Genomic DNA, 24,575 nt, shown 5'->3' with positions numbered 1-24,575 from the left:
GGATCTCGCGTGATCAGGCGCCGCATACCGAGATCGCCTTCCGATCACGTGAGTTCGCCGTTCAATCACGGGAGATCCGTCTTCAATCACGCGAGTTCGCCGTCTGATCACGCGAGTCACGCCTTCGGCCAGGCGACGCGAGACCGGCCGAACGCCCGCCCCGAGTACGTGAAGGCCCCCTTCACCGCGTCTAGCGCAATGAAGGGGGCCTTCACGTACTTCCGGAAGTGCGTCAGTCCGCGACGGGGGCGAGCTTGCCCGCTTCCCAGGCGGCACGCCGCTCGGCCTGCAGCACCGGGTCCGCCACCGGGGCGGCCGACAGCAGACGGCGGGTGTAGTCCTCGCGCGGCGAGTGGAGCACCTGGTCACGCGTGCCGACCTCGACGAGCTTGCCGCGTGCTGCATCACCGCGACGCGGTCGGCCAGCAGGTCGACGACGGCGAGGTCGTGGCTGATGAACAGGCACGCGAACTGCAGCGAGCGCTGCAGGTCGAGGAACAGGTCCAGCACCCGGGCCTGCACCGACACGTCCAGCGCCGAAGTCGGCTCGTCCGCGATCAGCAGCGCCGGGTCGAGCGAGAGCGCCCGCGCGATGGCGACGCGCTGGCGCTGGCCACCGGACAGCTCGTGCGGGTACCGGTTGCGGTAGTGGCCGCCGAGCTCGACCTTGTCCAAAAGGGACGCCACGCGCTCGTTCAGCGCCTTGCCCGACAGGAACTTGTGCAGCACCATCGGCTCGGCGATCGACTCGCCGATGGTCATCTTCGGGTCCAGTGTGGACGCCGGGTCCTGGAACACGATCGAGAAGTAGCGGCGCAGCGGGCGCAGCTCCTTGTTGGACATGCCCGTGATGTCCTTGCCCGCGATCGACACGGTGCCCTGGGTCGGCGTCAGCAGGCGGATCGCGCAGCGGCCGACGGTCGACTTGCCGGAACCGGATTCGCCGACCAGGCCCACGATCTCGCCCTTGGCGATGCTCAGCGAGACGTCGTCCACCGCGCGGTTCTTCGCCTGGCCGCGACGGCCGGGGTACTCCAGCACGAGGTTCTTGATCTCGAGCGCGGGCGCGTCCGCCTCGATCACGGCCTCCAGCTCGGCGTCGGCGAGGCGGATCTCCTCGGCGATCTTCGTGGCCTCGTCGCTGTCGGCGGAGATGCCCTCGTCGTCGAGCAGGCGACGGCCCTCAGGACGCTGGCCGAGCACGGGCACGGCGGCGAGCAGCTTGCGGGTGTAGTCCACCTGCGGCGACGCGAACAGGTCGCGCACCGGCGCCTCTTCGACGATGTTGCCCTGGTACATCACGACCACGCGGTCGGCGAGGTCGGCGACGACGCCCATGTCGTGCGTGATCAGCACGATGGCGGTGTTGAGGGTGTCGCGCAGTTTGCGCAGCAGGCCGAGGATCTCCGCCTGCACGGTGACGTCGAGCGCCGTGGTCGGCTCGTCGGCGATGATCACCTTCGGGTCGCACGAGATCGCCATCGCGATGACGACGCGCTGGCGCAGACCGCCCGAGAGCTGGTGCGGGTACTGCTTGAACCGCAGCGGCGGGTTCGGGATGCCGACCATCTCCAGCAGCTCGATGGCGCGCTTGTCGGCGGCTTCCTTCGAGATGTCCTGGTGGGAGCGGAGTGCCTCGCGCAGCTGCCAGCCGACGGTGTAGACCGGGTTCAGCGCGGTCATCGGCTCCTGGAAGATCATCGCGACCTGGTTGCCGCGGATCTTCTGGAGGTCCTTCTCCTTGAGGTCGGCGAGGTTGCGGTCGCCAAGGCGGAGCTCGCCCGCGATCCGGCTCGTCTTCGGGAGCAGCCCGAGCACCGACATCGAGGTCACCGACTTGCCGGAACCGGACTCGCCGACCACCGCGACGATCTCACCAGGCTTGACGTCGAATCCGATGCCCTTGACCGCGTCGACCACGCCGTCGTCGGTCGGGAACGAAACGCTCAGGTCGGAGATGGACAGAACCGAACCCGACACGCCGCCGAGGTCCGACGATGCTGCTTCAGTGCTCACCAAGATGCCCTTCGTGGGGGTACATATGGTCACGGCGCACAGGCCATGACTCGCGCGAGGATAACCGAGAGTGGCCCGACTAAGGTCGGTGCTCTCCGGCTTCCGTTCCCGACACCCTATAAAGGAAAGCGCGCCGTGTTCGAATTAGTCTTCAAGCCGTGATCTCCGATAGGCCCAAATTGCTCCTGGTGCACGCCCATCCGGACGACGAAAGCATCACCACCGGCGGCACCATCGCGCGTTACGCGGCCGAAGGCGCCGAAGTGACCGTCGTCACGTGCACTCTCGGTGAGGAAGGCGAGATCATCCCACCCTCCCTCGACGGGCTCGGTTCGTGGGCCTCCGATCAGCTCGGCGGCTACCGCGCGGGCGAGCTGGCGTCGGCGTGCGCCGCGCTGGGCGTCACGCGGCACCGGTATCTCGGCGGCATCGGCCGCTGGCGTGACTCGGGGATGGCCGGGACACCGTCCGCGGCGCATCCGCGCGCGTTCTCCGGCGGAGACCTCGACGAGCAGGCGGCTCAGCTCGCGAAGATCCTCGACGAGGTGCGGCCCCAGGTCGTCGTCACGTATGACGCTTTCGGGGGTTATGGGCATCCCGACCACATCCGCGCGCACGAGATCACGATGGCCGCGGCGCCGAAGGCGGCGTCGGTCGAACGGGTCTTCCACACTGTTTCTTCTCGTGACGCAGTCTCCGCCGGTCTCGCCGCGCTGCGCGGGCGCTCGACGTTCCGTGTCCCCGAAGACGGCGAACTCCCGGTGACGCCGGACGAGACGATCACGACCGTCCTCGACGTCGGCGCGCACAACCCCGCGAAGGCCGCCGCGCTGCGGGCGCACGAGACCCAGGTCAGCGTGCCGGCCCCGCCGCATCTCGCGGACCACTTCGCGCTGAGCAACGACGTCGCGCAGCCGATCACCCCGTACGAGTACTTCGTGCTCGTCCACGGACAGGCCCAGGGCGCCGCGGCCGACCTGTTCGGGGGACTCGCGAAGTGACCACGCCGTCACAGCCGCTCACGCCGCGGCAGCGCTGGTTGCTGGTCTTGCTGTCCTTCGACGCGTTCCTGCTCGGGCTGCTCGAACTGTTCTTCCTGCCGCTCCGGCTCGACGGCGTCGTGCTGCCGGAGCTCGGGGACTTCCCGTTCCCGGTGACCGTGGTGCTCGCGGTGATCACCACACCACTGCTGGTGAGGACGACCGCGAAAGTGGTCCGGCCCTCCTTTTCGGTGATTCCGCTGCTCGTCTGGGTACTAGTCGTACTCGGGATGGGCGTGACCGGGCCCGGTGGTGATCTGGTGCTGATTCAGGACTGGCGGGCGCTGCTGCTGATCGGCGGCGGTGCTCTGCCGGGAGCGCTGGCGCTGGGCGGCGGTCTTGGCACGGCGGCGAAGGCCGCCAAGGGAGGCGACGATGGGTGAAGCGATTTCGGATCGCCAGGTCGTGGCGGTACTGCGGCCGTTCGTGCGCGCCTGCGGTCCGATGGTCGACGCGCTGCGCGACGCGGATCCGTTCGGTCTGCAGGCCCGAGGGCGTCGAGAGGACGCGCTGGAAGGCGTCGAGCCCAAACTGAAGGACAAGCTGCTCGACGGGATCACCTCGGTCAAGGTGCCCGGGACCGCGGCCTGGGCGGAGATGTCGAACCTCCAGCGCACCGACTGGTGGGTCAACCGGGTCGGCCGGTTCACCGCGTTGATCACCGCGATCCCCGGCCTCGGCGGCGCACTCGCCGACAGGCTGCCCGTGCAGGACGCGCTCGGCTCGGCGTCGCAAGGGGTGTTGCTGTGCGCGATCGCGGGGGAGTACGGCGTGACCGACGTCGGCGCCCGGGTCCGGCTGATCGCGTGGGTGCTCTTCGAGCGTGACATCGATCCGGTGATCGCCGCGGGCAAGCACGCCGGACACGACAAGGCCGCCGAGGACGACGAAGCGGCGAAGCTCACCGAAGAACTCGACGAAGCGAAGAAGAAGCACGGCAAGATCACCCTGAAGGCGGCCGCGGGCACGTTGTGGCGGCTCGGTCGCGGGCTGCTGGGCATCGTCGAGGAACTGGAGAAGCGGCCTCGTGGCCGTCTTTTGCACCGTGCACTCGGGAAGTTGCCCGTGGTCGGTATGGCGGGCGACTACCTCGGCGAGCGCTCCGGTCTCAAACGCGTCTGGAAACGGGCGCACGAGTGGTTCACCGAGCACCCCGACAGCGAGGTCACTTCCAGAACATGAACGCGTCCTGTCCGTACATGGCGGCGAGCTTGAACCCGCCCACGGAGTCGAAGATCGCGTAAGACACCTGCCACAGCATCGAGCTGGCTCCCGGCACGAGGAACAGCACGGCGAACAGCGCGATCGGGGCCCACGGCCGGACCTTCGCGCCGAGTTCGCGCGCTCCGGGCGAAAGGTACGGCTCGATCGCACCCCAGCCGTCGAGGCCGGGGATCGGCAGGATGTTCAGGATGAACGTGACGATCTGAAGCAGCGCCAGGAACGAGAGCCCGATCACGAGCCCGTTGGCCATCGGCACCAGTGCGACGAGAAGGGTCAGCGCGACGCCGACGGCGAGGTTGCTCAGTGGCCCGGCGAGCGACACCCATGACTGGACACCGCGTGACCGCAGCCGCCCGTGTTCGATCCACACCGCACCGCCCGGCAGCGGGATGCCGCCGATGATGAGGAATACCAACGGCAGGATGATGGACAGTGCCGGATCCGTGTATTTCCGGACGTCCATGGACAGGTAACCCTTGTGGGCGACGCTGTGGTCACCGCCGCGGAACGCCACGACGGCGTGGCCGAACTCGTGCAGCGTCAGTGACGCGACCCAGCCGCCCGCGACGAGCAGGACGACGCCGGTGATGATCAGCGGGTCGTACTTCTGGCTGGAAATCGTGGTCGCATCACCGAAAGCCGCCAGTACACCGCCCAGGACGGTGACCGCGAGGATGCCGAGGAAGATCGGGCTTGGCCGCACTGCTGATCTCTGCACTCCACCAGTCTTCCGTATGCCCGATGTGAAGTTCTCGGCGTGTCCCCTTGCGCGCAAGCGCGCGGGTATCCCCCGAACTCGCTACTCCGCTTGACCTGACCGCACTACACGGGTGTAATCACAGTGATGTCATTCGTCGCTGGAAGGGGGCGGCGGATGGTGTTTCAACACCGCCAGCCTGGGGAGTGCGTGGACAGCGAGGAGGCGGACGTGCGGTTGGAAGCAGATGGAAGGGAATGGGGGCAAGTCGTGGGTTGGGGTGAGGTCCCGGAGCAGCAACTGGGCGATCTCACCGAGCTTTTCGACGATGCCTCCGCGGAAGAGCAGGACTGGCAGGAACGGGCCCTCTGCGCGCAGACGGACCCGGAGGCGTTCTTCCCCGAGAAGGGCGGCTCCACCCGCGAAGCCAAGCGGATCTGCCTCGGTTGCGAGGTCAAGGACGAGTGCCTCGAGTACGCCCTCGCGCATGACGAGCGGTTCGGTATTTGGGGCGGGCTCTCCGAACGTGAGCGTAGGAAACTGAAAAAGCGAGCTGTGTGACGGCGATCTCCGGCACCCCCAGTGCGCCGGAGATCGCTTCCTGCCCGCGTTCCACGGTCTTGGTTCCATACAGTGGGGCCACCAACGGGTGACAGGGTCGCGTCGTAGGGTGGCGGCACTCGACTCGCCGCCACATCTGGAGCGCCCGTTGTCTCGCACTGCCGCGTCACCTGTGCTGCGCACGGTCCCCGTACTGGCCATTGTGGTCTGTCACAACGGCGAGAACTGGTTGCCACTGGCGCTTTCCGCGCTCCGGCGCAGCGGGGTCCGGCCGCGGCACGTGCTGGCGGTCGACACCGGGTCCACCGACAGGACGGCGAAAATCCTCGCCGACGCGGCCGCGCCCGAAGGCGTCGCCGGCGACGCTCCGGTCCTTGATGGAATTCTCACGCTTTCGAGTGACGTCGGCTTCGGTGCCGCTGTCGGCGAGGCCGTCGAGCACGCCGTCGAACGCTGGGGTGATCCCGGTGGCTGGCTCTGGCTGCTCCACGACGACTGCGCGCCGGAACCGGACTGTCTCGAAAATCTGTTGGCAGCGGCCGAAAACGAGCCCGAGGCGGCGGTACTCGGTCCGCTCGCGGTGGACTGGAGCGACCCGCGGCTGATCGTCGAAGCCGGGTTGTCGACGGACGCCATCGGCCATCGGCAGCAGATCTCACCCGAAGAGACCGACACCGCGGTGCTCGCCGTGCCGAGCGCGGGATCGCTGGTGCGGCGGGAAGTCTGGCACGACCTCGGCGGCTACGACCCCGGATTTCCCTTGCTGCGCGAGGATCTCGACTTCGGCTGGCGCGCCAACGCCGCGGGCGGACGCGTGCTCTCGGTGACGGCCGCCCGGCTCCGGCACGCCCGCGCGCTCAGTACCGGACAGCGGGAACCGGACGTTCTCGGCCTTTCCCTCGCGACGGCGAACCGCGCGCACGGGCTCCGGGTGTTCCTCGTCAATTGCTCCCCGCTGTCGTTTTGGTTCGGCTTGATTCGAATCCCGTTGTTCGCGCTGTTCCGCGCGCTCGCGTTCCTGCTGCTGCGCCGTACCGGCGAGGCGGGCGCGGAACTCGCGGCGACCTGGTACCTGCTGCGCGGCCGAGGCGGGCTGCGCGCGGCCCGCGCCGAACGCGGGAAGACCGACCGGCCCGGCGATGTCCGCGGCCTGTTCACCGGACGGATGACGCGGGTGCGCAACGCCGTCCGCGCCGGTGTCGTGGGCCTCGTCCGGCGAGGCGTCGAGCGGGACTTCGCCCTCGGGACCGTGCCGGAGAGCGCGGATCAGGAAGGCGCGTGGATCCCGCCGGAGGCGTTGGAGGCCGGGCAAGATCGCCCGGTCGGCCCCGGCGCGCTGCCCGCCGGGGCGATGCGCGGGGTCGGCTCGCGGGGGACGGGTCTGCGGCGGCCGAGTGCGATCGTCGCGGTCGCCGTCCCCGAACCGGTCACGGAGAAACCCGCCGCGGGCAGGCCGAAACCGTCGCCGGTGCCGCGTGACGGCGGGCGGCGGCCGGAGCCGGAACTCGTCTTCGTCGAGGTCGACCGGAAGCGGGTGCTCGGCGCGACCGTGTTCGCCCCGCCGGTGATCCTGCTGGTCGTGCTGACGGCGCTCGCCTTCGCGGTCAACGGTTCCCGGCTCGGGCTGGACCTGTTCGGCGGGAAGCTGCTGCCCGTCGGCGGACTCGGCGAAATCTGGTCTTCGTACCTGGCGCCGTGGCACGCGATCGCGGGCGGGACGGCGAGTCCCGCGCCCGCGACGCTGCCCGTGCTCGGCACCCTCGGAGCGATTTTCGCGCCGATCGGCGGGCCCGCGGCACTGGTCGCGATCCTGCTGATCGGGGACATCCCGCTCGCTTTCCTGAGCGCGTACGCGGCCACTCGGCGCCTTCGCGTGCGTCGCTGGGTGCGTGCCGTCGCCGCGGCGGCGTACGGCGTGCTTCCCGCCGCCACGGCCTCGGTCGCGCAGGGGCGGCTCGACGTCGTCGTCGTGCACCTGCTGCTGCCGCCGGTGATCGCGGGCATCGTGGGGCTGCTGGTCCGCGCGGACTCGCGATGGCTGCACGTTTCCGCGCTGAGCGCGATCGGGCTGGCGCTGATCGGCGCGTTCTCGCCGCTCGCGCACGCGCTGGCGTTGGTCGGGCTGGTGATCGGGTTCGTGGTGCTGCCGTCGCCGACCGGGCTCGCGCGGCGGATCGCGTCGGTCGGCATCGTGGTCTTCCTGCCGCTGGCGCTGCTGCTGCCGTGGCCGAGTGTGCTGCTGAAGCATCCGGAACTGTTGCTGCACGGGCTCGGCGGCGGTGCCACGGCCGCGTCCGGCGCCGATCTCGCCGGACTGGACCCGGGCGGCCCCGGTGCTTGGCCGATCGGGGTGGCGCTGGTCGCGGCCGCGATCGTCGCGCTGGTGGTCCGGCCGTCGAAGGGCGCGGGTGGCGGTGTCGCGGTCGTCGTGCTGGGTGCGCTCGGGCTCGTGGCGGTGCGGTTCGTGGCGGTGACGCCGATGTCGGGCGGCGCGCACGCGACCGGATACGCCGGGGTGCCGCTGCTGGTGATCGGCGCGGGGTTGCTGTGGACGGTGCTGGCGACCTGGCAGCGCGGCGGGGCGAGTGTCGAGCCCGCGCCGTGGCTGGCGAAGGTCACCGCCGTGGCCGGGGTGCTCGTGCTGCTGGCTTTGGCGACCGGCGCGGTGGTCGCGGGACGGGAAGGCCCGCTGCGGTCGGGTGAGCGTCCGTCGCTCGTCGCCGACGACCTGGCTTCCAGCGGACGCTCGGTGCTGGTCGTGGGTGAGCCCGTCCGGCAGACCGGGGGACGGTTGCCGCTCTACGGCGACGACGAACTCGCCCCGACGCCCGGCAGCGCCGATCGGCTGGCCTCGTGGCGCCGCGACCTGCTGCAGGGCTCGCCGGACGCGGTCAAACAGGCCTTCGCGGCCGCCGCTGCTTCGGGGGTGCTGTACGTCGTGCTGCCGGCCGGTGCGGACGGTTCGGCTTTCGTCGAACTCGCGCGGGATCTGGTGGTTTCGGCGGCGCCGACCTCGGACGGGCGTCCGGTGCTTCGCCTGCTGCCCGCCGGTGGTCAGGTGGCGCTCATCTCACCGGAACTGGCGCAGGCGGCCGTGACCGGCAAGGGCGCGCCGGGGGCGTCGCCAGGGGTTGCGCCGGTGCAGGCCGGGCTGCCGGACGTGCGGGTGCGCGTCTCGGAGGGCCCGACCGGGCGGCTGCTCGTGCTGGCCGCGGAGTTCGAGGCGGGCTGGCACGCGACCGTGGACGGCAAGGCCGTGCCGATCGTGCGGGCGTGGGGCCATCAGGTGGCTGTCTCGGTGCCGCCCACGCCTTCGGAGGTGGTGGTGGAGCACCAGGGCACCACGCGGAACCTGTTGCTGCTGGCGCAGATCGCCGCGGTGCTGTTCACGCTGCTGACGGCTGTGCCCACGCGGCGGCGGGACTCCCTGTAGCTCTAGCCCGGTGTCTTGAAGGGCCCCTTTGAGACGTTGAACGTCTCAAAGGTGGCCTTCAAGACACCGCTTCGCGGCTCTCGCGGCTTCGCGGCTCTCGGGGGTCCGTGAAGGCCTCCTTCCCTACCCTGAGGGTAGGGAAGGGCCCCTTCGCTACTTTCGTGACCAAGGTGGACTTGCGCTCCAGACGCCCAGCGCCCCCAATGCGGCATTGGGGTCACTCAACGTCCCCAATGCCACATTGGGCGCGCTCAGTCCTTCAGTACGGAGTTGTCCACAGGGCAGTCCCTTGTGGACAACTCGGGGCTCCAAAGCCGTTTCCGCAGGTCCCGTCGGTCCCTCGCGATACGCTGGGCTGGGGACGCCCCCCGGGGAAGGGCGGGGGCTGGGGTGGGGGGTCAGTCGCCTTCGATGACGTCGGGTTCGACGCCCAGGTAGACCGCCACCTGTTCCACGAGGACGTCGTGGACGAGTTCGGCGAGTTCGCCCGGGTCCTTCGCGCGTGCCTCGAGGGGGCGGCGGTAGAGGACGATGCGGGCGCGCGTCGGCAGGCCGGCGCGGTCCACGCCGGCGGGCACGAGTCGCGAGAGCGGGACGGCGCCGTCGTGCAGTACGCCGTCCACTCCGGCCGGTGCGCCATCCGAGCGAACTTCGGGAACGTCGTCGACGGCGACGTCGAGCTTCGTCAGCTCGTGCCGCCACCGCGCTTCGATCGGTTCGAGCGCGTCCAAAACCAGCGCGTCGAACCTTTCTGCCCTGCTAGCGGCGGCGGGAAGGGTCGACGGATACAGCGCTCCGCGCAGGCCCCGGCCGTGCCGGTCCCGGCGCATCCGCCGTCGCTGTCGGGAATCACGAGCCGTCGCCACGATCCGAAGGGTACGCGCTCGGCGAGTCGAAGCGCGTGTCGCCGGTACACCTGGCCGGGGACGCGCTATCGTTCTCGATCGTGCGGAGCGTACGAAAGTGTTCGCGAACGGGTTGTCTCGAACCCGCTGTCGCCACGCTCACGTATGCCTACAGCGATTCGACAGCCGTGGTGGGCCCACTGGCCACCGCGAGCGAGCCGCACTCCTATGACCTCTGCGAGGCCCACGCCCTCCGGCTCACCGTGCCCAAGGGCTGGGAAGTCGTCCGGCACGAGGGGGCCTTCGCGGCCCCCGATCCCTCCGCCGACGAGCTGACCGCGCTGGCCGAGGCCGTGCGCGAAGCGGGCCGTTCGGACAAGCCCGCGCCCGACCCCGAACCCGAGGGTCCCTCCGGCAGGCGCGGCCACCTGCGCGTCCTGCCCGGCCGAGCCTGACGCGAAGGCCCGCCGGTAGGCTTTCGAGGCGCCAGAGGGCGTTGTAACGAGACTATTGGCGGGGAGCAGGCGTGCCAGACCTTTCGGGCATCGTGAAGGCCTACGACATTCGCGGCGTGGTCGGTGAACAGCTGAACGCGGCGCTCGTCCGTGACCTCGGCTCGGCGTTCGCCCTGTTGATCAAACCCGAGTCGGACGCGATCGTCATCGGCCACGACATGCGCGACTCCTCGCCCGAGCTGTCCGCCGCGTTCGCCGACGGCGTGACCTCGCAGGGCCTCGACGTCGTGACGATCGGCCTCGCCAGCACCGACCAGCTGTACTTCGCGTCCGGGTCGCTGAACCTGCCGGGCGCCATGTTCACCGCCAGCCACAACCCGGCGCAGTACAACGGCATCAAGCTGTGCCGCTCGGGTGCCGCGCCGGTCGGCCAGGACTCCGGTCTCGCGGAGATCCGCGACACCGTCGAGCAGGGCGTCCCCGCCTTCGCCGGCCAGCGCGGTTCAGTGACCGAGAAGGACGTCCTCGCGGACTACGCGGCGTACCTGCGCAAGCTCGTCGACCTGTCCGGCAGCCGCCCGCTGAAGGTCGTGGTCGACGCCGGCAACGGCATGGGCGGCCACACCGTCCCGACGGTCTTCGCCGGCCTGCCCCTCGACGTCGTGCCGATGTACTTCGAACTCGACGGCAACTTCCCCAACCACGAGGCCAACCCGCTCGACCCGAAGAACATCGTCGACCTCCAGGCGAAGGTGCGCGAAGAAGGCGCCGACGCGGGTCTCGCGTTCGACGGCGACGCGGACCGCTGCTTCGTCGTCGACGAGCGCGGCGAGCCGGTTTCGCCGAGCGCCATCACCGCGCTGGTCGCGATCCGCGAGCTGGAGAAGGAGCCGGGCGGCACCATCATCCACAACCTGATCACGTCGAAGGGTGTCCCCGAGATCGTCGCCGAGCACGGCGGCAAGCCGGTGCGCACCCGGGTCGGGCACTCGTTCATCAAGGCCGAGATGGCCAAGACCGGCGCGATCTTCGGCGGCGAGCACTCCGCGCACTACTACTTCCGCGACTTCTGGCGTGCCGACACCGGCATGCTGGCCGCGCTGCACGTCCTCGCCGCCCTCGGCGAGCAGACGGGCCCGCTGTCCGAGCTGACGGCGGAGTACTCGCGCTACGCGGCCTCAGGCGAGATCAACTCGACCGTCGATGACCAGGTCGCGCGCATGATGGCCGTCAAGGACACCTACTCCGCGCGCGACGGCGTCGAGATCGACGAGCTGGACGGGCTCACCGTGCAGCTTCCCGGCGGCGGCTGGTTCAACCTGCGCCCGTCCAACACCGAACCGCTGCTCCGCCTGAACGTCGAGGCCGCCGACGCGGAGGCCGTCCGGGCACTGACCGAAGACGTATTGGCGATCGTCCGTGGGTAACGAATGTGTCGTGAAAACGCACATAGAGATGTCCCACAGGTAGGGAGTAACCATGGCCGTCACGCTTGACGCACAGTTGCTGGAGATCCTGGCCTGCCCGTCCCCCGATCACGCGCCGCTGCGCCCGGGGACGGCGGCCGACCCGGAGGCGGACGCACTGACCTGTACGGAATGCGGTCGCGTGTATCCGGTCCGTGATGGAATCCCGGTACTGTTGCTGGACGAAGCCACCGAGCCGACGACCCCGGATGGCGCCCATGCCGACGGTCCCTGACGATTCCCTGCTCGACGATCCCGCGCGGTTGGCCGAGGCCGACACCGCGGGGCTGCTCCGTGCCGCCGCGATGGCGGGCGCCCAGGTCCGGGCGACCGTCGAAGCCGCGGCCGAACTCGAGCTGAGCGATCGCCTGGACGTCGGGCGCCCGCGCTCGCTCGTGCTGATCGACAGGCCCGGCGTCAGCCGGACACTGACCCGGCTGGTCGCCGCGTTGCTGACACCGTCGTGCCCGGTGCCGGTGGTCGTCGCCGAAGTCGTGCCCAGCTGGATCGGCGCGCTCGACGTCGTCTTCGCGCACACCGACGACGCGGGTGATCGCGAGCTGGCCGCCTCCTTGGAGCGCGCCGCCCGGTTCGGGGCGACCGTCGTGCTGTCCGCGCCCGCCGAAGGCCCGGTCGCGGCCAGCGTCGCGGGCAAGGGACTGCTGCTCGCGCCGAGGCTCCCGGTCCCGCCCGAAATGGCCTTCCCTCGCGGGCTCGCCGCGGCCCTGCTGACGGCGAACGCGCTCGGCCTGCTGGTGGCCGATCTGGAAAAGCTCGCCGACCACCTCGACGCGGAAGCCGAGAAGGACTACCTGGCGAGGGACTCGTTCGCGAACCCGGCCAAGGCGATGGCGCTGAAGCTCGCCGACCGTCAGCCGCTCCTGTGGGGGCTGGACCCGGTCGCGGTCGCCGTCGGCGAGCACGCGGCCCACGCGTTCGCCGCCCACGCGGCCCTCGTCTGTGACGTGGAGGACTATCGCCAGGCACTGGCTAGGCCCGCTTTGCGGCGTGCGGCATTGTCCGGGGGCGTGGAGCGCGATATCTTCGCGGACCCGGAGGAGGGGGTCGGCTTCGTGCCGAGGGTGTTGCTCCTCTCGGTTCGGACGGGGCCGGCCACGGAGGCGGCCCGCTACCAGGCGGAAGACCTGCTGCCCGGCGCGGACGTGATCGCCCCGGCCGAAGAGATCGAAACGGACGAGATCGTGCGTGCGGCCGTTCTCGCGCTGCGTTTCGAGCTGGCCGCGGTCTATCTGGGGCTGGCCGTCGGCAGCATCGGCGGCGCCGGGAGGTACACGCCTGCAACGGCGTGAGCCCCACGAGCGACGTAGGAAATGAGGGCCGGCACCACCCGTGCCCGGCGAGGAGTTGAGGTGACAGTGGAGCTGCTGCGCAATGCCGTGCGGCCCTACGCGTGGGGATCGAGAACGACGATTCCCGAGCTGCTGGGACGTCCGGTGCCGGCGCCGCATCCGGAGGCGGAACTGTGGATGGGCGCCCACCCCGGTGACCCGTCCCACGTCATCGGCCCGGACGGCACCGAGCGAAGCCTGCTGGAGCTCGTCGAAGCCGATCCGGTCGGTCAGCTCGGGAAGAGCTGCGCCGGCCGCTGGGGCGGCAGGCTGCCGTTCCTGCTGAAGATCCTCGCCGCCGAAGAGCCGCTTTCGATGCAGGCGCACCCGTCGGCCGCGCAAGCCGCCGAGGGGTACGCCCGCGAGGAGTCTTCGGGGATCCCGCGCGACGCCTCGAACCGCAACTACCCGGATCCGACGGCGAAACCGGAACTCGTCTGCGCGCTGACGGAGTTCCACGCGCTGGCGGGCTTCCGCGACCCGGAACGCACGATCGCGTTGCTGAAGGCGATCGAGACGCCCGGGCTGGCGAAGTACGCGGTGCTGTTGGAAGCCCAGCCGGATCCCGCCGGGCTGCGCGCGCTGTTCACCACCTGGATCACCCTGCCGCAGGCCGCACTCGACGAACTGCTGCCCGAGGTCCTCGATTCGTGCGTCAAACACGTGCGGGAACGCGGCGAGTTCGGCGTCGAATGCCGGACCATCCTCGAGCTCGGCGAGTCGCATCCGCGCGACGCCGGTGTGCTCGCGGCGCTCCTGCTCAACCGGCTCACCCTCAGCGCGGGCGAGGCGATCTACCTGCCCGCCGGGAACCTGCACCTGTACCTGCACGGAACCGCCGTCGAGATCCTGGCGAACTCGGACAACATCCTGCGCTGCGGGCTGACCCCCAAGCACGTCGACGTGCCGGAGCTGCTGCGCGTCGTCGACTTCGCGTGTGGCGAGATGCCGGTCCAGAGCGGCGAGCGTGAGGAGCGCATGTCGGTGTACCGCACCGACGCGCCCGAGTTCGAGCTGTCGCGGATCGAGTGGGCGGCCGGGGACGACGGTGAGATCGCCGTCCACGACGTCGGCCCGCAGATCCTGCTGTGCACCGCGGGCAGCCTGCTGGTGTCCGCCGACGACGGCGAGCAGGTCGAGCTCCGCCGAGGCCAGTCGGTGTGGCTCCCGGCCGCGGACCCCGCCGTCCGCGTGCGCCCGCTTTCCGGTGAGCGCACCCAGGTCTTCCGCGCCACCGCCGGAAGCTGCTGACTCCACGCGTTTAGTCCTCTGGATGCGGTACTTGCACACGCAAGGACCGCATCCGGAGTCCTGTGGCCCTGCTTGCTTGACGGGTGGTGCTCCCTCGCCGATGGCGGTTTCGCGTGATTGGGTGGCGAACACCCGTGATTGGGTGGCGAACACGCGTGATTGGGCGGCGAACACGGCGGCGAATCCGGCCACGGGCGTGATCTCCGCCCAATCACACGAGATCGCCTTCTGATCACGCGAGATCGCCGCGCAATCACGGGTGATGTCCATCGAGTCACGCGAAGTCTGGATCGGATGACCTGAGGCAAAGCAGGATCACAGGACACTGGGGGACTGAACGCGTCCTTGGCCGAACTGTGTGCGTTCCGTGTGGCGGGTTCCGCAACTATCACCCGAAGGGGTGACCCGGCGCTTGTCGTCGGCTCATCCCGGATGTCGATAGCCAAGGAGCGACTGCAGTGACTTCCCATCCCGACGCGGCGAGCGGACGCACTTACCGGGTGCCGGTTCCCGTGCGCCCCACCGCTTTGCTCGCCGCGCTCGGATTCGCCGTCGTGACCGCGCTCGTCCCGGTCGTCGATCTGGTGCTTCCGCTTCCGGACGGTCAAGACCTGGTCGTCTCGGCGCAGGCGCTGGCGGGATTCGCCGGTGACGCGATCGAGTCCGTCAAAGCCGCGGGTTCCGGCCTGCACGGTCTCGCCGCCGGCGCGGAGAGCAGGCTGAACCTCCCGCTGGTCGTCCTGGTCACGCTCGGCGCGCAGGTGCTGCTCACCGCCGCGCTGGTGGTCACGGGCGCGCAGCCGACCCGTGTGATGCTGACCGTCGCCGGCCTCATCAACGTGTTCGCGGTCTCGCGTCTCGAGCCCGCCTCGCCGCCGGTGTGGGACGCCGCCGCCAACGGGGTACTGGTGATCGCGCTGGCCTGGTTCTCCTCCCACCGGCGTGAACCGATGCCCGGAGCCCAGTGATTTCCGGGTGGTGCTCGTCTGAGGGGTCGGGCACCACCCGGTCAGGCCGAGGCGGGTTCGGTGAGCGACAACAGCAACCGGACAAGGGTCGAAGCGTTGGCGTCGTGGGGGACTTCCAATCGTTTCGCCTCTTCACCCGCCGCCTCGGCCGCCTTCGTTTCCCCGACGGCCTCGTACGCCCTGCGCAGGACGTGCAGGGTGAGGCCCGTCGCGGGTTTCCCGCCCATGGCGCGGAATTCGTCGAGACATCGGCGCAGCACGGGGATCGCGCGGTCGGCCCGGCCGTCGCCGATCCAGCTCGCCGCGATCGCGCGAGTGCAGGAAAGCTCCCTCGGCCGTTCTTCGAGCGCGCCGGCCAGCCGCCGCGCGTTCTCGTAGGCCTTCACCGCGCCGACGCGGCGACCGGCACCCGCGAGGATCGCGCCTTGCGTGCGCAACGACTTCGCCAGCGCAGACTTCGCCGTCGTGCGGCGCAGCACCCGGACCGATTCCTCGATCGTCTCCAGCGCTTCTTCCGGACGGCCGTCGAGCATCAGCGACCACGAAAGTCCTTGCAGGGCAATGCCGAGCTGGCGATCGTCGGCCGATTCCCGCGCCTCGGCGAGGATCCGGCGATCGATCTCCAGCGCTTCGGAGATCTTGCCCAGCCGGTGCAGAGCGGCGGATTCCGCCCGTCTCGCATGGGTCCCCGAATCCTCCACAGTGGACAGTTCACGGGCCTGCGTCGCGGCGTGCAGCGATTCCCCGGCCCGGCCGAGCCCGACGAGGCAATGCGCCAGATTGGTCTCCACCCACGCCCGCGTGGCCAGATCGCCCAGTACCGCCAGTTCCTTCGAGCATTCGCGGTAACCCTCGACGGCGCGTTCGTACTCACCGCTCGCGTGCAGCAACACCGCCAAATTCGCCTCGGCGATGACCACGATGTGCCCTTCACCCGCCTCGCGGGCGGCGTCACGCAACGTCTCGTACGCCGTCCGCATGTCGGTGTAATGGCTGTGGAGGTACAGGTACGCGCTCAGTCTTTCCAGTATCCGCAACGCTTTCCGAAGCCAGCCGACGGCGCACAGCGACGAGACAGCGGTGACCAGGTTCGCCCGCTCCACGGAGAACCACGCCCCGGGGTCGCGCAGCAGCCGCTCGACCAGTTCGGCGGGCAACGGCTGCGCGGGCACGTCCTGATCCGACAACGGCATCGGCACCGTTCTCGGCAGGCGGCGGGCCGCGGTGTCGGCGAGGCACAACGCCGCGTCCGACACCTTCGCGACACTGGCCACCCGCTCCGCGTGGGTCTCCAGCTCCCGGCCGAGCTCCGTGGCGAACACACGGACGAGGTCGTGCACGCGGAACCGTTGCTCACCGGTCGGATCGACGCCGGTGGCCTCGAGCAGGCTGGCTTCGACGAGCTCGTCGATGGCCTCGTCCGCGTCCTCGTCGTCGATCAAAGTCGACACCGCCCACGCGGGCAGGTCGAGGGTGCGGCAGCGGCCGATCAACCGGAACGCGCGCCGCGCCGGCGGGCTCAACGCCTGATAGCTCAACGCGATGCTGCCGCGCACCTGGAGATCGCTGACCTGGAGCTCGTCGAGACGCGAGACCTCGTCCTCCAGCTTCCCGGCGAGTTTCCCGAGCGGCAAGCCCGGCCGCATGGCGAGCCTGCTGCCGGCGATCCGCAGCGCCAGCGGGAGATTGCCGCAGGCTTTGGCGATCCGCTCCGCGGCCGCGCGTTCCGCGCCCACCCGATCCGGCCCGGCCAGCCGCGCCAGCAGGCTCATCGCCTCCGCGCCGGACAGCGGCGCGAGGGGGAGGCGATCCGCCCCGGCGAGCCCGGAAAGCCGCTGCCTGCTGGTGATCAGGACGGCGCTGCCCGGCGTTCCCGGCAGCAGCGCACGGATCTGATCGGGACCCGCGGCGTCGTCGAGCACCACGAGGACCCGCCGATCGGCGAGGCGGCCGCGATAGACCGCCGCCCTGGCCTCGACGTCGTCCGGGATGGCGGGGCCGGTGACACCCAGCGCGCGCAACAGGTCGCCGAGGACGTCGGCGAGGTCGCGCGGGCTGGAGGCGCCCGCCAGCGGGACGAACAGCTGTCCGTCCGGAAAGGACCGGCGGAGCCGGTGCGCGGTGCTGACCGCGAGGGTGGACTTGCCCGCGCCGGGTTCGCCGGTGATCACCGCGACCGGCACCCGCGTGCTTTCGCCGAGCAGCCCGGAGAGCTTCGCGATCTCGCCTTCGCGGCCGGCGAAATCCGCGATGTCCGGGGGAAGCTGGCAGATCGGGAAGACCTGCGCCGTCTTGGCCGTCGGCACCGGATCCTCGCCGCGCAGGACGGCGGCGTGCACGCGACGGACCTCGGCGCCGGGCTCCACGCCGAGCTCCTCGACGAGGGTGGTGCGCAGTTCGCGGTGGACGGCCAGTGAATCGGCCTGCCGCCCGGCGCGGTGCAGCGCGGTCATCAGCTGCGCGGCCAGCCGCTCACGCAGGGGGTGTTCGGTGATCATCGCCTGGAGCTCGCCGGTGAGTTCGCCGTGCCTGCCGTCGGACAGTTCGGCGTCGACACAGTCCTCGAAGGCGGCGAGGCGTTCCGATTCGAGCCGGGCGACGTCGGCGTCGAGCCGGGGGACGTGCAGTCCGGACAGGACCGGTCCGCGCCATTCCGCCAGCGCCCGGCGATAGTGCCCGGCGGCCGCCGCCGGATCGCCCGCCCGCGCGGCCGCCTTCCCCGCCGCGGCGGCTTCGCGGAAGGACAGCAGGTCGAGGTCGCCGGGTTCGACGGCCAGCCGGTAGCCGTGCGGATCCCGCTCGATCTCCAGCCCCTCGAACCGCGCCCGCAGGCGGGAGACGTACGTGTGCAGATTGGAGGAGTACGACTTCGGCGGTGTCTCCGGCCAGAGGGTCTCGACCAGGGCGCCGACGGGGACGGACGAGTTCGCGTTCAGCAGCAGGACGGCCAGCAGGGCGCGCTGGTGATCGCCGCGCGGCGTGGTGCGCCGCCCGGGTGGGCTCTCGATCGTCAACGGTCCGAGCACGCCGAATCGCGGCACGGGCACCTCCCAGGTCATGAGAGGGGCGACACTAGCGAGGGGTGCCGACAATTCTGTGACCTGTCCCGCCCGGCGCCACGGGCCTCATCTGCACTGCTAGCCTTCGAACCCGGCATATCGGGACACCATTTTTCGGGACACCAGGGGAGTCGCACGTGTCTGCAGGTGGCGGAACCAAGGCGATCATCGCCGCGCTCGTGGCGAACGCCGGAATCGCGGCCGCCAAATTCACCGGCTTCCTCATCACGGGGTCGTCTTCGATGCTCGCCGAGTCCGTGCACTCGCTGGCGGACACCTCGAACCAGGGGCTACTGCTGCTGGGCCAGAAGACCTCGCAGCGAGCGGCGACCCGCACGCATCCGTTCGGCTTCGGGCGGGACCGGTACTTCTACTCGTTCATCGTCGCGCTGATGCTCTTCAGCCTCGGCTCGGTGTTCGCGCTGTACGAGGGCATCCACAAGATCAGCGAGCCGGAGGCGCTGACCTCGCCGTGGGTGGCCGTCGGCATCCTCGTGGTCGCGATCGGCCTGGAGTCGTACTCCTTCTACACCGCGATCCAGGAGTCGAAGAAGATCAAGGGCGACGCGGGCTGGTGGGCGTTCATCCGCCAGGCCAAGACCCCCGAGTTGCCGGTGGTCCTGCTGGAGGACGCGGGCGCGCTGCTCGGCCTGGTGTTCGCGCTCGCGGGCGTCGGGCTCTCGGTCGTCACCGGCGACCCGGTGTGGGACGGCATCGGCACCGTCACGATCGGCCTGCTGCTCGGCGTCATCGCGATCATCCTGATCATCGAGATGAAGAGCCTGCTGATCGGCGAGGGCGCCTCCGAACCCGATCTCGACACGATCGTCGACGAACTCGCCGCGGGCAAGGTCGAGCGGGTCATCCACATCCGGACGCTGTACATCGGCCCGGACGAGATGCTGGTGGCCGCGAAGCTCGCGCTGGTGCCCGGCCTGGAGACCGCGGACATCGCGCAGGCCATCGACGACGCCGAAGCGCGCGTGCGGGCGAAGGTGCCGACGGCGAAGCTGATCTACCTCGAGCCGGACCTGGACCGCTCGCTGGCGTAAGTCCGGCTGGATCGTGAGTGGCAAGTGGGTTGTGCGCTCATCCTTGCCTTCACGCGCGGCCGCTGTGACTGGTGCTTCTGCGGCCACCGGGTGTCCGTGAAGGCCTCCTTCACTACCTTGAGCGTAGGGAAGGGGTCCTTCATGTACTTGGGGTGGCCAAGCCGCGACCGCCATCCGGCGCAACTGTCCGTACTCCGCCGATTACCGTCCCGACCTCCGGGTACTTCGTTGCTCTCCCACCGCGCTGCCGTCACGACCGGGCGATAGGGTCCGTTGAACCGCAGTCAGGTGTAGGAGGTCAAGGGTGCCCGGAAACGGTCTGTGGCGTACGAAATCCATTGAGCAGTCCATCGCGGACACCGACGAACCGGGGACCAAGCTCAGGCGGAACCTGAGCGCGTGGGACCTGACCGTCTTCGGTGTCGCCGTCGTCATCGGCGCCGGGATCTTCACGCTCACCGCGCGCACGGCCGGCGACTACGCGGGGCCTTCGGTCTCGCTCTCGTTCGTCTTCGCGGCCGTCGCCTGCGCGCTGGCGGCGCTCTGTTACGCGGAATTCGCGTCCACCGTCCCGGTGGCCGGGAGCGCGTACACGTTCTCCTACGCCACGTTCGGCGAGTTCATGGCGTGGATCATCGGCTGGGACCTGATCCTGGAGCTGGCGGTCGGCGCGGCCGCGGTGTCGAAGGGCTGGTCGGCCTACCTCGAGACCGTGCTCTCCTACATCTTCGGCAAGGGCACCAAGACGACGTTCGAGATCGGCGGCGTCCCCGTCGACTGGGGCGCCCTGATCGTGGTGGTGGTGCTGGCGACGCTGCTCGCTGTCGGCACGAAGCTGTCCTCGCGGTTCTCGATGGTGATCACCGGGATCAAGGTCGCGGTGGTGCTGTTCGTGATCGTGCTCGGCATCTTCTACATCAAGGCCGCGAACTACAGCCCCTTCATCCCGGAGGCCCAGACCGGCGCCGAGTCGTCGGCCACCGGGGTCGACCAGTCGCTCTTCTCGGTGATCGCGGGCAGCAGCAGTAGCTCGTTCGGCGTCTTCGGCCTGCTGGCCGCGGCGTCGCTGGTGTTCTTCGCGTTCATCGGCTTCGACATCGTCGCGACCACCGCGGAAGAGACCCGCAACCCGCAGAAGGCCGTGCCCCGCGGCATCTTCGGCTCGCTCGCCATCGTCACGGTGCTGTACGTCGCCGTGTCGCTCGTGGTCGTCGGCATGGTGAACTACAAGGACCTCGCCACCTCGGCGGGTGACGGTGGCAAGAAGACGCTCGCTTCCGCTTTCGCGGTCAACGGCGTCGACTGGGCGGCCAACATCATCTCCGTCGGTGCCCTCGCCGGTCTGACGACCGTCGTCATGGTGCTGATGCTCGGCCAGATCCGGATCATCTTCGCGATGTCGCGCGACGGCCTCATGCCGCGCGGCCTGGCGAAGACCGGTGCGAACGGGACGCCGAAGCGGGCGACCATCGTCGTCGGCGCGCTGGTCGCCGTCGCCGCGACGTTCTTCCCTGCGGACAAGCTCGAGGAAATGGTCAACGTCGGCACGCTGTTCGCCTTCATCCTCGTTTCCGCGGGCGTGATGGTGCTGCGCAAGACGCGACCGGATCTCCCGCGCGCCTTCCGCGTGCCCTGGGTGCCGGTGATCCCGATCCTGGCGATCCTCGCCTGCCTTTGGCTGATGCTGAACCTGACCGTTTTGACCTGGTTGCGGTTCATCGCGTGGATGGTGCTGGGCGTCGTCGTCTACTTCGTCTACAGCCGGCGGCATTCACTGCTCGGCAAGCAGAACAAGGGCGAGAAGACGGAGTCCGTATCGGACTGATCATTCTCGTTTCGGCGGCCCACCATTCCTCTGTGGATGGTGGGCCGCTTTGTCGGGGGCCCCGGTTTCGGTGTGAAATCGGTGTGCGATAGCGTCCGGTCTCTCGCCTCACCCTGTCGGGTGAACGGAACTCGTGTAGAAGCACCGCGAGTTGACCTTCATCCCTCGAACGAGGCACCGCGCTTTGCTCGTTTGTCCCCCGATCGGTACAGGAGAGCTCTGAATGCAGATCATGTCCGGACGGCGTGTCCGTTCCGCCGTCACCGTCGTCGCACTGGCGACGGCCGCCCTTCTCGGTACCGCCGGCTCGGCGCTGGCCTGTCACTCCGATGACGACCGCGCCAAGCCGATCCCCGGCAACATCAGCAAGTGCGAGCAGGTCAAGGCCGGCGGCAAGGCCCTGTCCGACGCGGACTTCAAGTTCACCGGTGGCGCCGGTGAGAAGCGGCTCAACATCACCGGCCTCGGCGAGGGCGTCAAGGTGACCGCGATCGTCGTCCTCGGTGGCGACGACGGCTACAACGTCTACGAGCCGGGCAAGCGCAAGCTCTCCGACACCCCGCCGTGGACCGAGCTGCGCGCGCCGTTCAACCGCGACGGCAGCAAGGCGAACATCGACAAGTGGTTCGCGTGCGGCGAGAAGACCAAGCCGACCGAGCAGCCGAAGCCGTCGGAACCGACGAAGACCTCGACGGTCAAGCCGCCGACGACCGCTCCGACCTCGACGACGGAGAAGCCGTCCGACACCCCGACCAGCACCTCCGCTCCGGCCCCGAACGTGGGCGGTAACGGTGGCAACGGCGGCGGTCTCGCGGACACCGGCTTCGACAACGCCTGGCTGCTGTGGGCCGGTGGCCTGCTGGTCCTGGCCGGTGCCGGTGTCCTGGTCCTGCTGCGCGTGCGCCGCGGCAAGACCGACTGAAACTAGTCAGTGACTGAAGGCCCTCTTCCTCGTGAAGGGGGCCTTCAGCGCATTTGGGGGAAGTCCCCGAACAGCGATCCTTGCTCGCCCCAAGGGTTCGACGGGCGCGGACGGCCGAGCCCGGCGGCCATCGCGACGGCGTTGTCCCATTCGGCGTCGACGACGTAGTCCGTGTGTTTGAGGACGCCGGGCGACCAGCGGTGCCGTCCGGTCGGGCCGCGCATCGGATCGGGCAGCCAATGATCGCCGCCGAGCACCAGGACGCCCTGGTCGTCGGCCTCGGCGGCCAGCGGCCCCGTGCCGCCGGTGGTCAGGTAGCCGTCGCCCAGCAGTTTCCCGGACACCACGCGATGCCGCCACGTCGTGACGCCGCCGCCGAAGATGTCCGTGCCGCGGCACAGCGACCGCCAGCGGCCGCCGAGATCCTCGTACAGCCCGGCCAGTTGCGCCTGCGGCAGCATCGCGGGGAAGGCGCGCTGGTAACCCCATTGCAGTGGTGAGCCCGCGGTCAGCAAGCCGACGCGGTCGCGATCCTCCGGTGGGAGATCGGCGATCACGCGGGCCGCGGCGAGCACGGTCAGCAGGCTGCCGAGGTTGTAGCCGGACAGCACGACTCGCGTGCCCGGATCGGCCAGATGTTCCTTGACCCGGTCCGCGAGTTCCGGGACGACCTTGAGCGCGTAGCTCGGCGGAACGGTCGGATGGGCGGCGCGCGGCCAGAAGCACACGAGGTCCGCCAGCGCGCCGAGGTGACGGCTGCGCTTGGGCGTCGTCGCGGCGGCGAACACGACGCGCAGCAATCCCGCGGCCAGCGCGCCCAGCGCGAACACGCCGATCCCCGAAATCGGTTTGGACCAGTCGCCCAGTGGGCCGAAACCGAAGCGCAGCACCAGGAGCGCGCCGCCGCCCGCCGCCATCGCCAGCGCGACCGCGAGGGCGAGATGGTGCAGATGCTTGCGTTCCCACGACGCGCGCGCCCACACCCGGGCAGCCTCTTCTTCCTGCGCCTTGCCGATCTCCATCAGCCCGACGATCTTCGGGATGCCGCGGCGCAGCCGCCGCAGCGGGACGGCCACCGCGAAGCCCAGCACACCGAGCACGACCGCGAGTGCGAGCCCGGCGCCCCACAACACGGTCACCAGGACGTAGGTATCGGGGAGCCGGAGGTCGCTCGCGCCGACCAGTTGCCGCAACGCGACCGCGAGTCCCGCGCCGAAGCCGCCGCCGAGCAGGCCCGCCAGCGCGAGGACCGGGGCCGCGGCCCAGCCACCGAGCCAGGGGCGCAACCGCTGTGGCAGATGCTTCCAGGTCGAGCGGCCGAGCAGAGCGGCCGGGACGAGCATCAGCGCGAACAGCACCGTCACCGCGACCATCGCCGCGCCCAGCGCTTCGACGGTCCCGTCCGCTCCGCCGAGTCCACCACCCGGCAGCCCGGCCGGAAGCGGGGTCCGGCGGACGACGGCGATCCCGACCAGCGCGACGGCGAACGCGATCAGCCCGCCGCGGACCACCGGCCCGGCGGAGAAGCCGACTGTCGAGGCCACCAGCGCGGCGAGGACGAGCGCCAGCGCGCAGATCCACACGACGAGGTCGAACGTCGCCGTCGGCAGCCGGAACGGCCCGCCGAGCAACGGAAGCGCGACACAGGTCAGCGCGGCGACCGTGTGCAGCGTGCGCAGCCCCGGCGTCCGCGGCATGTCCTGCGGCTGCAACGGGCTCGAGCTGTGCGCGCGGTGCAGCCGGTTCCGAGACCGCCAGTCCGACGACGGGATCCGGTCGAGCACGAAGATCAGCGCCAGCAGCGGCACCACCCCGATCGCCGTCCGCAGTGGTGCGAAGTCCCGCAGGAACGACGGCGCGCCCGCCAGGCACGTCGAGCCGGGGGCGAGGCATTGCGCGGCGAACAGATCGAGCGAGACCACCGCGAGCTGGCTGATCAACAGCATCGTCAGCAGCAGCGAGGCCACCCGCAGCACCGCCCGGCACGCCGTGCCGAGTTTGGCCGCGAACTTCTTGCCTTCCGGGACCGGCGGCAGCATCCAGTGCGCGACATTCGCCAGCGAGAACGGGAACAGCAGCGCCCAAGTCGCCTTCGCCGCGCCCCCCGAGGTCATCCCGCTCCAGAGGTAGCCTTCGAGGATGCGCGGGATCGAACGGCCGAGCGCGGGCAGCACCGGACCGGGAGCGGGTCGGCGCAGCCGGTCCGACGGCCGGATCAGCCTGCCGATCCCGTCGCCGGCGACGTCGACCACCGACGTCGAATCCAGCAGACTTTCACCGCTCGTGCCCACTAACCCGGGTACGCGTATTTCGACGACGCGGGTGTCGGGACCCGGCATGACCACGGTGAAGGCCTCCAAACCGTTTCGGTGGGCATTGAGCCGACAACGGTACTGTTCCGATGTCATCCAA

The 24,575-nt window shown here is 70.0% G+C and carries 18 protein-coding genes and 1 pseudogene; 14 read left to right on the top strand and 5 right to left on the bottom strand.

Annotated elements, in window-relative coordinates; all coding sequences use genetic code 11:
• Window positions 1-232: 232 nt before the first annotated feature.
• Window positions 233-2,016, bottom strand: a pseudogene (locus HDA45_RS14050) (ABC transporter ATP-binding protein).
• Between the two features lie 158 nt (window positions 2,017-2,174).
• Between HDA45_RS14050 and mshB the strand changes: the two are divergent.
• The 3 genes from mshB to HDA45_RS14035 are packed head-to-tail and all read left to right on the top strand — an operon-like array spanning window position 2,175 to window position 4,238.
• Window positions 2,175-3,017 carry an N-acetyl-1-D-myo-inositol-2-amino-2-deoxy-alpha-D-glucopyranoside deacetylase gene (gene mshB / locus HDA45_RS14045; protein WP_343072065.1) on the top strand — a complete coding sequence of 281 codons (843 nt, stop codon included), beginning with the start codon at window positions 2,175-2,177 and terminating at the stop codon, window positions 3,015-3,017.
• Window positions 3,014-3,439: a hypothetical protein gene (locus HDA45_RS14040; protein WP_184895392.1), complete on the top strand. Its 426-nt coding sequence runs from the start codon at window positions 3,014-3,016 to the stop codon at window positions 3,437-3,439. Before mshB ends, HDA45_RS14040 begins: the two co-directional genes overlap by 4 nt.
• Complete coding sequence (locus tag HDA45_RS14035; protein WP_184895390.1) at window positions 3,432-4,238, top strand: hypothetical protein; 807 nt, start codon at window positions 3,432-3,434, stop codon at window positions 4,236-4,238. Before HDA45_RS14040 ends, HDA45_RS14035 begins: the two co-directional genes overlap by 8 nt.
• Here the strand turns inward: HDA45_RS14035 and HDA45_RS14030 are convergent.
• Window positions 4,222-4,983 (bottom strand): zinc metalloprotease, encoded by a 762-nt coding sequence (locus HDA45_RS14030; RefSeq protein WP_184905621.1) that lies wholly within the window; start codon window positions 4,981-4,983, stop codon window positions 4,222-4,224. The genes HDA45_RS14035 and HDA45_RS14030 overlap by 17 nt on opposite strands.
• A 171-nt stretch (window positions 4,984-5,154) precedes the next feature.
• Between HDA45_RS14030 and HDA45_RS14025 the strand changes: the two genes are divergently transcribed.
• The gene (locus tag HDA45_RS14025; RefSeq protein WP_007028952.1) at window positions 5,155-5,538 is read left to right on the top strand and encodes a WhiB family transcriptional regulator; all 384 of its coding nucleotides are present in this window, start codon (window positions 5,155-5,157) and stop codon (window positions 5,536-5,538) included.
• Window positions 5,539-5,686: 148 nt separating this feature from the next.
• Entirely contained in the window at window positions 5,687-8,971 is a 3,285-nt protein-coding gene (locus HDA45_RS14020) for a glycosyltransferase family 2 protein (RefSeq protein WP_221471117.1), read from the top strand.
• A 398-nt stretch (window positions 8,972-9,369) separates the two neighbouring features.
• Here the strand turns inward: HDA45_RS14020 and HDA45_RS14015 are convergent, their stop codons facing one another.
• On the bottom strand, window positions 9,370-9,801 hold the full coding sequence (locus HDA45_RS14015; protein WP_184905617.1) for a metallopeptidase family protein: 432 nt from the start codon (window positions 9,799-9,801) through the stop codon (window positions 9,370-9,372).
• 116 nt (window positions 9,802-9,917) lie between these two features.
• Between HDA45_RS14015 and HDA45_RS14010 the strand changes: the two genes are divergently transcribed.
• The 6 genes from HDA45_RS14010 to HDA45_RS13985 all read left to right on the top strand — a co-directional run bounded on the left by HDA45_RS14010 (window position 9,918) and on the right by HDA45_RS13985 (window position 15,305).
• Window positions 9,918-10,271, top strand: coding sequence for a DUF3499 domain-containing protein (locus HDA45_RS14010; protein WP_074038239.1), 354 nt, complete (start codon window positions 9,918-9,920; stop codon window positions 10,269-10,271).
• 71 nt (window positions 10,272-10,342) lie between these two features.
• Window positions 10,343-11,698, top strand: coding sequence for a phosphomannomutase/phosphoglucomutase (locus HDA45_RS14005; protein ID WP_184895388.1), 1,356 nt, complete (start codon window positions 10,343-10,345; stop codon window positions 11,696-11,698).
• 52 nt (window positions 11,699-11,750) lie between these two features.
• Window positions 11,751-11,972: a Trm112 family protein gene (locus HDA45_RS14000; protein ID WP_184895385.1), complete on the top strand. Its 222-nt coding sequence runs from the start codon at window positions 11,751-11,753 to the stop codon at window positions 11,970-11,972.
• The gene (locus HDA45_RS13995) at window positions 11,956-13,047 is read left to right on the top strand and encodes a hypothetical protein (protein ID WP_184895383.1); all 1,092 of its coding nucleotides are present in this window, start codon (window positions 11,956-11,958) and stop codon (window positions 13,045-13,047) included. The genes HDA45_RS14000 and HDA45_RS13995 overlap by 17 nt, the downstream gene beginning before the upstream one ends.
• Window positions 13,048-13,113: 66 nt before the next feature.
• Window positions 13,114-14,337: a mannose-6-phosphate isomerase, class I gene (gene manA, locus HDA45_RS13990; protein ID WP_184905615.1), complete on the top strand. Its 1,224-nt coding sequence runs from the start codon at window positions 13,114-13,116 to the stop codon at window positions 14,335-14,337.
• A 458-nt stretch (window positions 14,338-14,795) separates the two neighbouring features.
• Complete coding sequence (locus tag HDA45_RS13985) at window positions 14,796-15,305, top strand: hypothetical protein (RefSeq protein ID WP_184895381.1); 510 nt, start codon at window positions 14,796-14,798, stop codon at window positions 15,303-15,305.
• A gap of 41 nt (window positions 15,306-15,346) precedes the next feature.
• Here the strand turns inward: HDA45_RS13985 and HDA45_RS13980 are convergent, their stop codons facing one another.
• Window positions 15,347-18,346: a BTAD domain-containing putative transcriptional regulator gene (locus tag HDA45_RS13980; RefSeq protein WP_184905613.1), complete on the bottom strand. Its 3,000-nt coding sequence runs from the start codon at window positions 18,344-18,346 to the stop codon at window positions 15,347-15,349.
• A 155-nt stretch (window positions 18,347-18,501) separates the two neighbouring features.
• Between HDA45_RS13980 and HDA45_RS13975 the strand changes: the two genes are divergently transcribed.
• The 3 genes from HDA45_RS13975 to HDA45_RS13965 all read left to right on the top strand — a co-directional run bounded on the left by HDA45_RS13975 (window position 18,502) and on the right by HDA45_RS13965 (window position 22,163).
• Window positions 18,502-19,416 (top strand): cation diffusion facilitator family transporter, encoded by a 915-nt coding sequence (locus HDA45_RS13975; RefSeq protein ID WP_184895380.1) that lies wholly within the window; start codon window positions 18,502-18,504, stop codon window positions 19,414-19,416.
• A gap of 304 nt (window positions 19,417-19,720) precedes the next feature.
• Window positions 19,721-21,241: an amino acid permease gene (locus HDA45_RS13970; RefSeq protein WP_184895378.1), complete on the top strand. Its 1,521-nt coding sequence runs from the start codon at window positions 19,721-19,723 to the stop codon at window positions 21,239-21,241.
• Between the two features lie 223 nt (window positions 21,242-21,464).
• A complete protein-coding gene (locus HDA45_RS13965; RefSeq protein ID WP_184895376.1) occupies window positions 21,465-22,163 on the top strand; it encodes an LPXTG cell wall anchor domain-containing protein in 699 nt (232 codons plus the stop codon).
• 44 nt (window positions 22,164-22,207) lie between these two features.
• On the opposite strand, the gene HDA45_RS13960 is transcribed toward HDA45_RS13965, so the two are convergent.
• On the bottom strand, window positions 22,208-24,502 hold the full coding sequence (locus HDA45_RS13960) for a hypothetical protein (RefSeq protein WP_221471114.1): 2,295 nt from the start codon (window positions 24,500-24,502) through the stop codon (window positions 22,208-22,210).
• Window positions 24,503-24,575: the final 73 nt, after the last annotated feature.

Origin of the sequence: Amycolatopsis umgeniensis, from assembly GCF_014205155.1 — a bacterium.
In the GTDB taxonomy this organism is placed as follows: domain Bacteria; phylum Actinomycetota; class Actinomycetes; order Mycobacteriales; family Pseudonocardiaceae; genus Amycolatopsis; species Amycolatopsis umgeniensis.
Note: the sequence above shows the minus strand (reverse complement) of the source record. Positions and strands in the feature narration are given on the sequence as shown.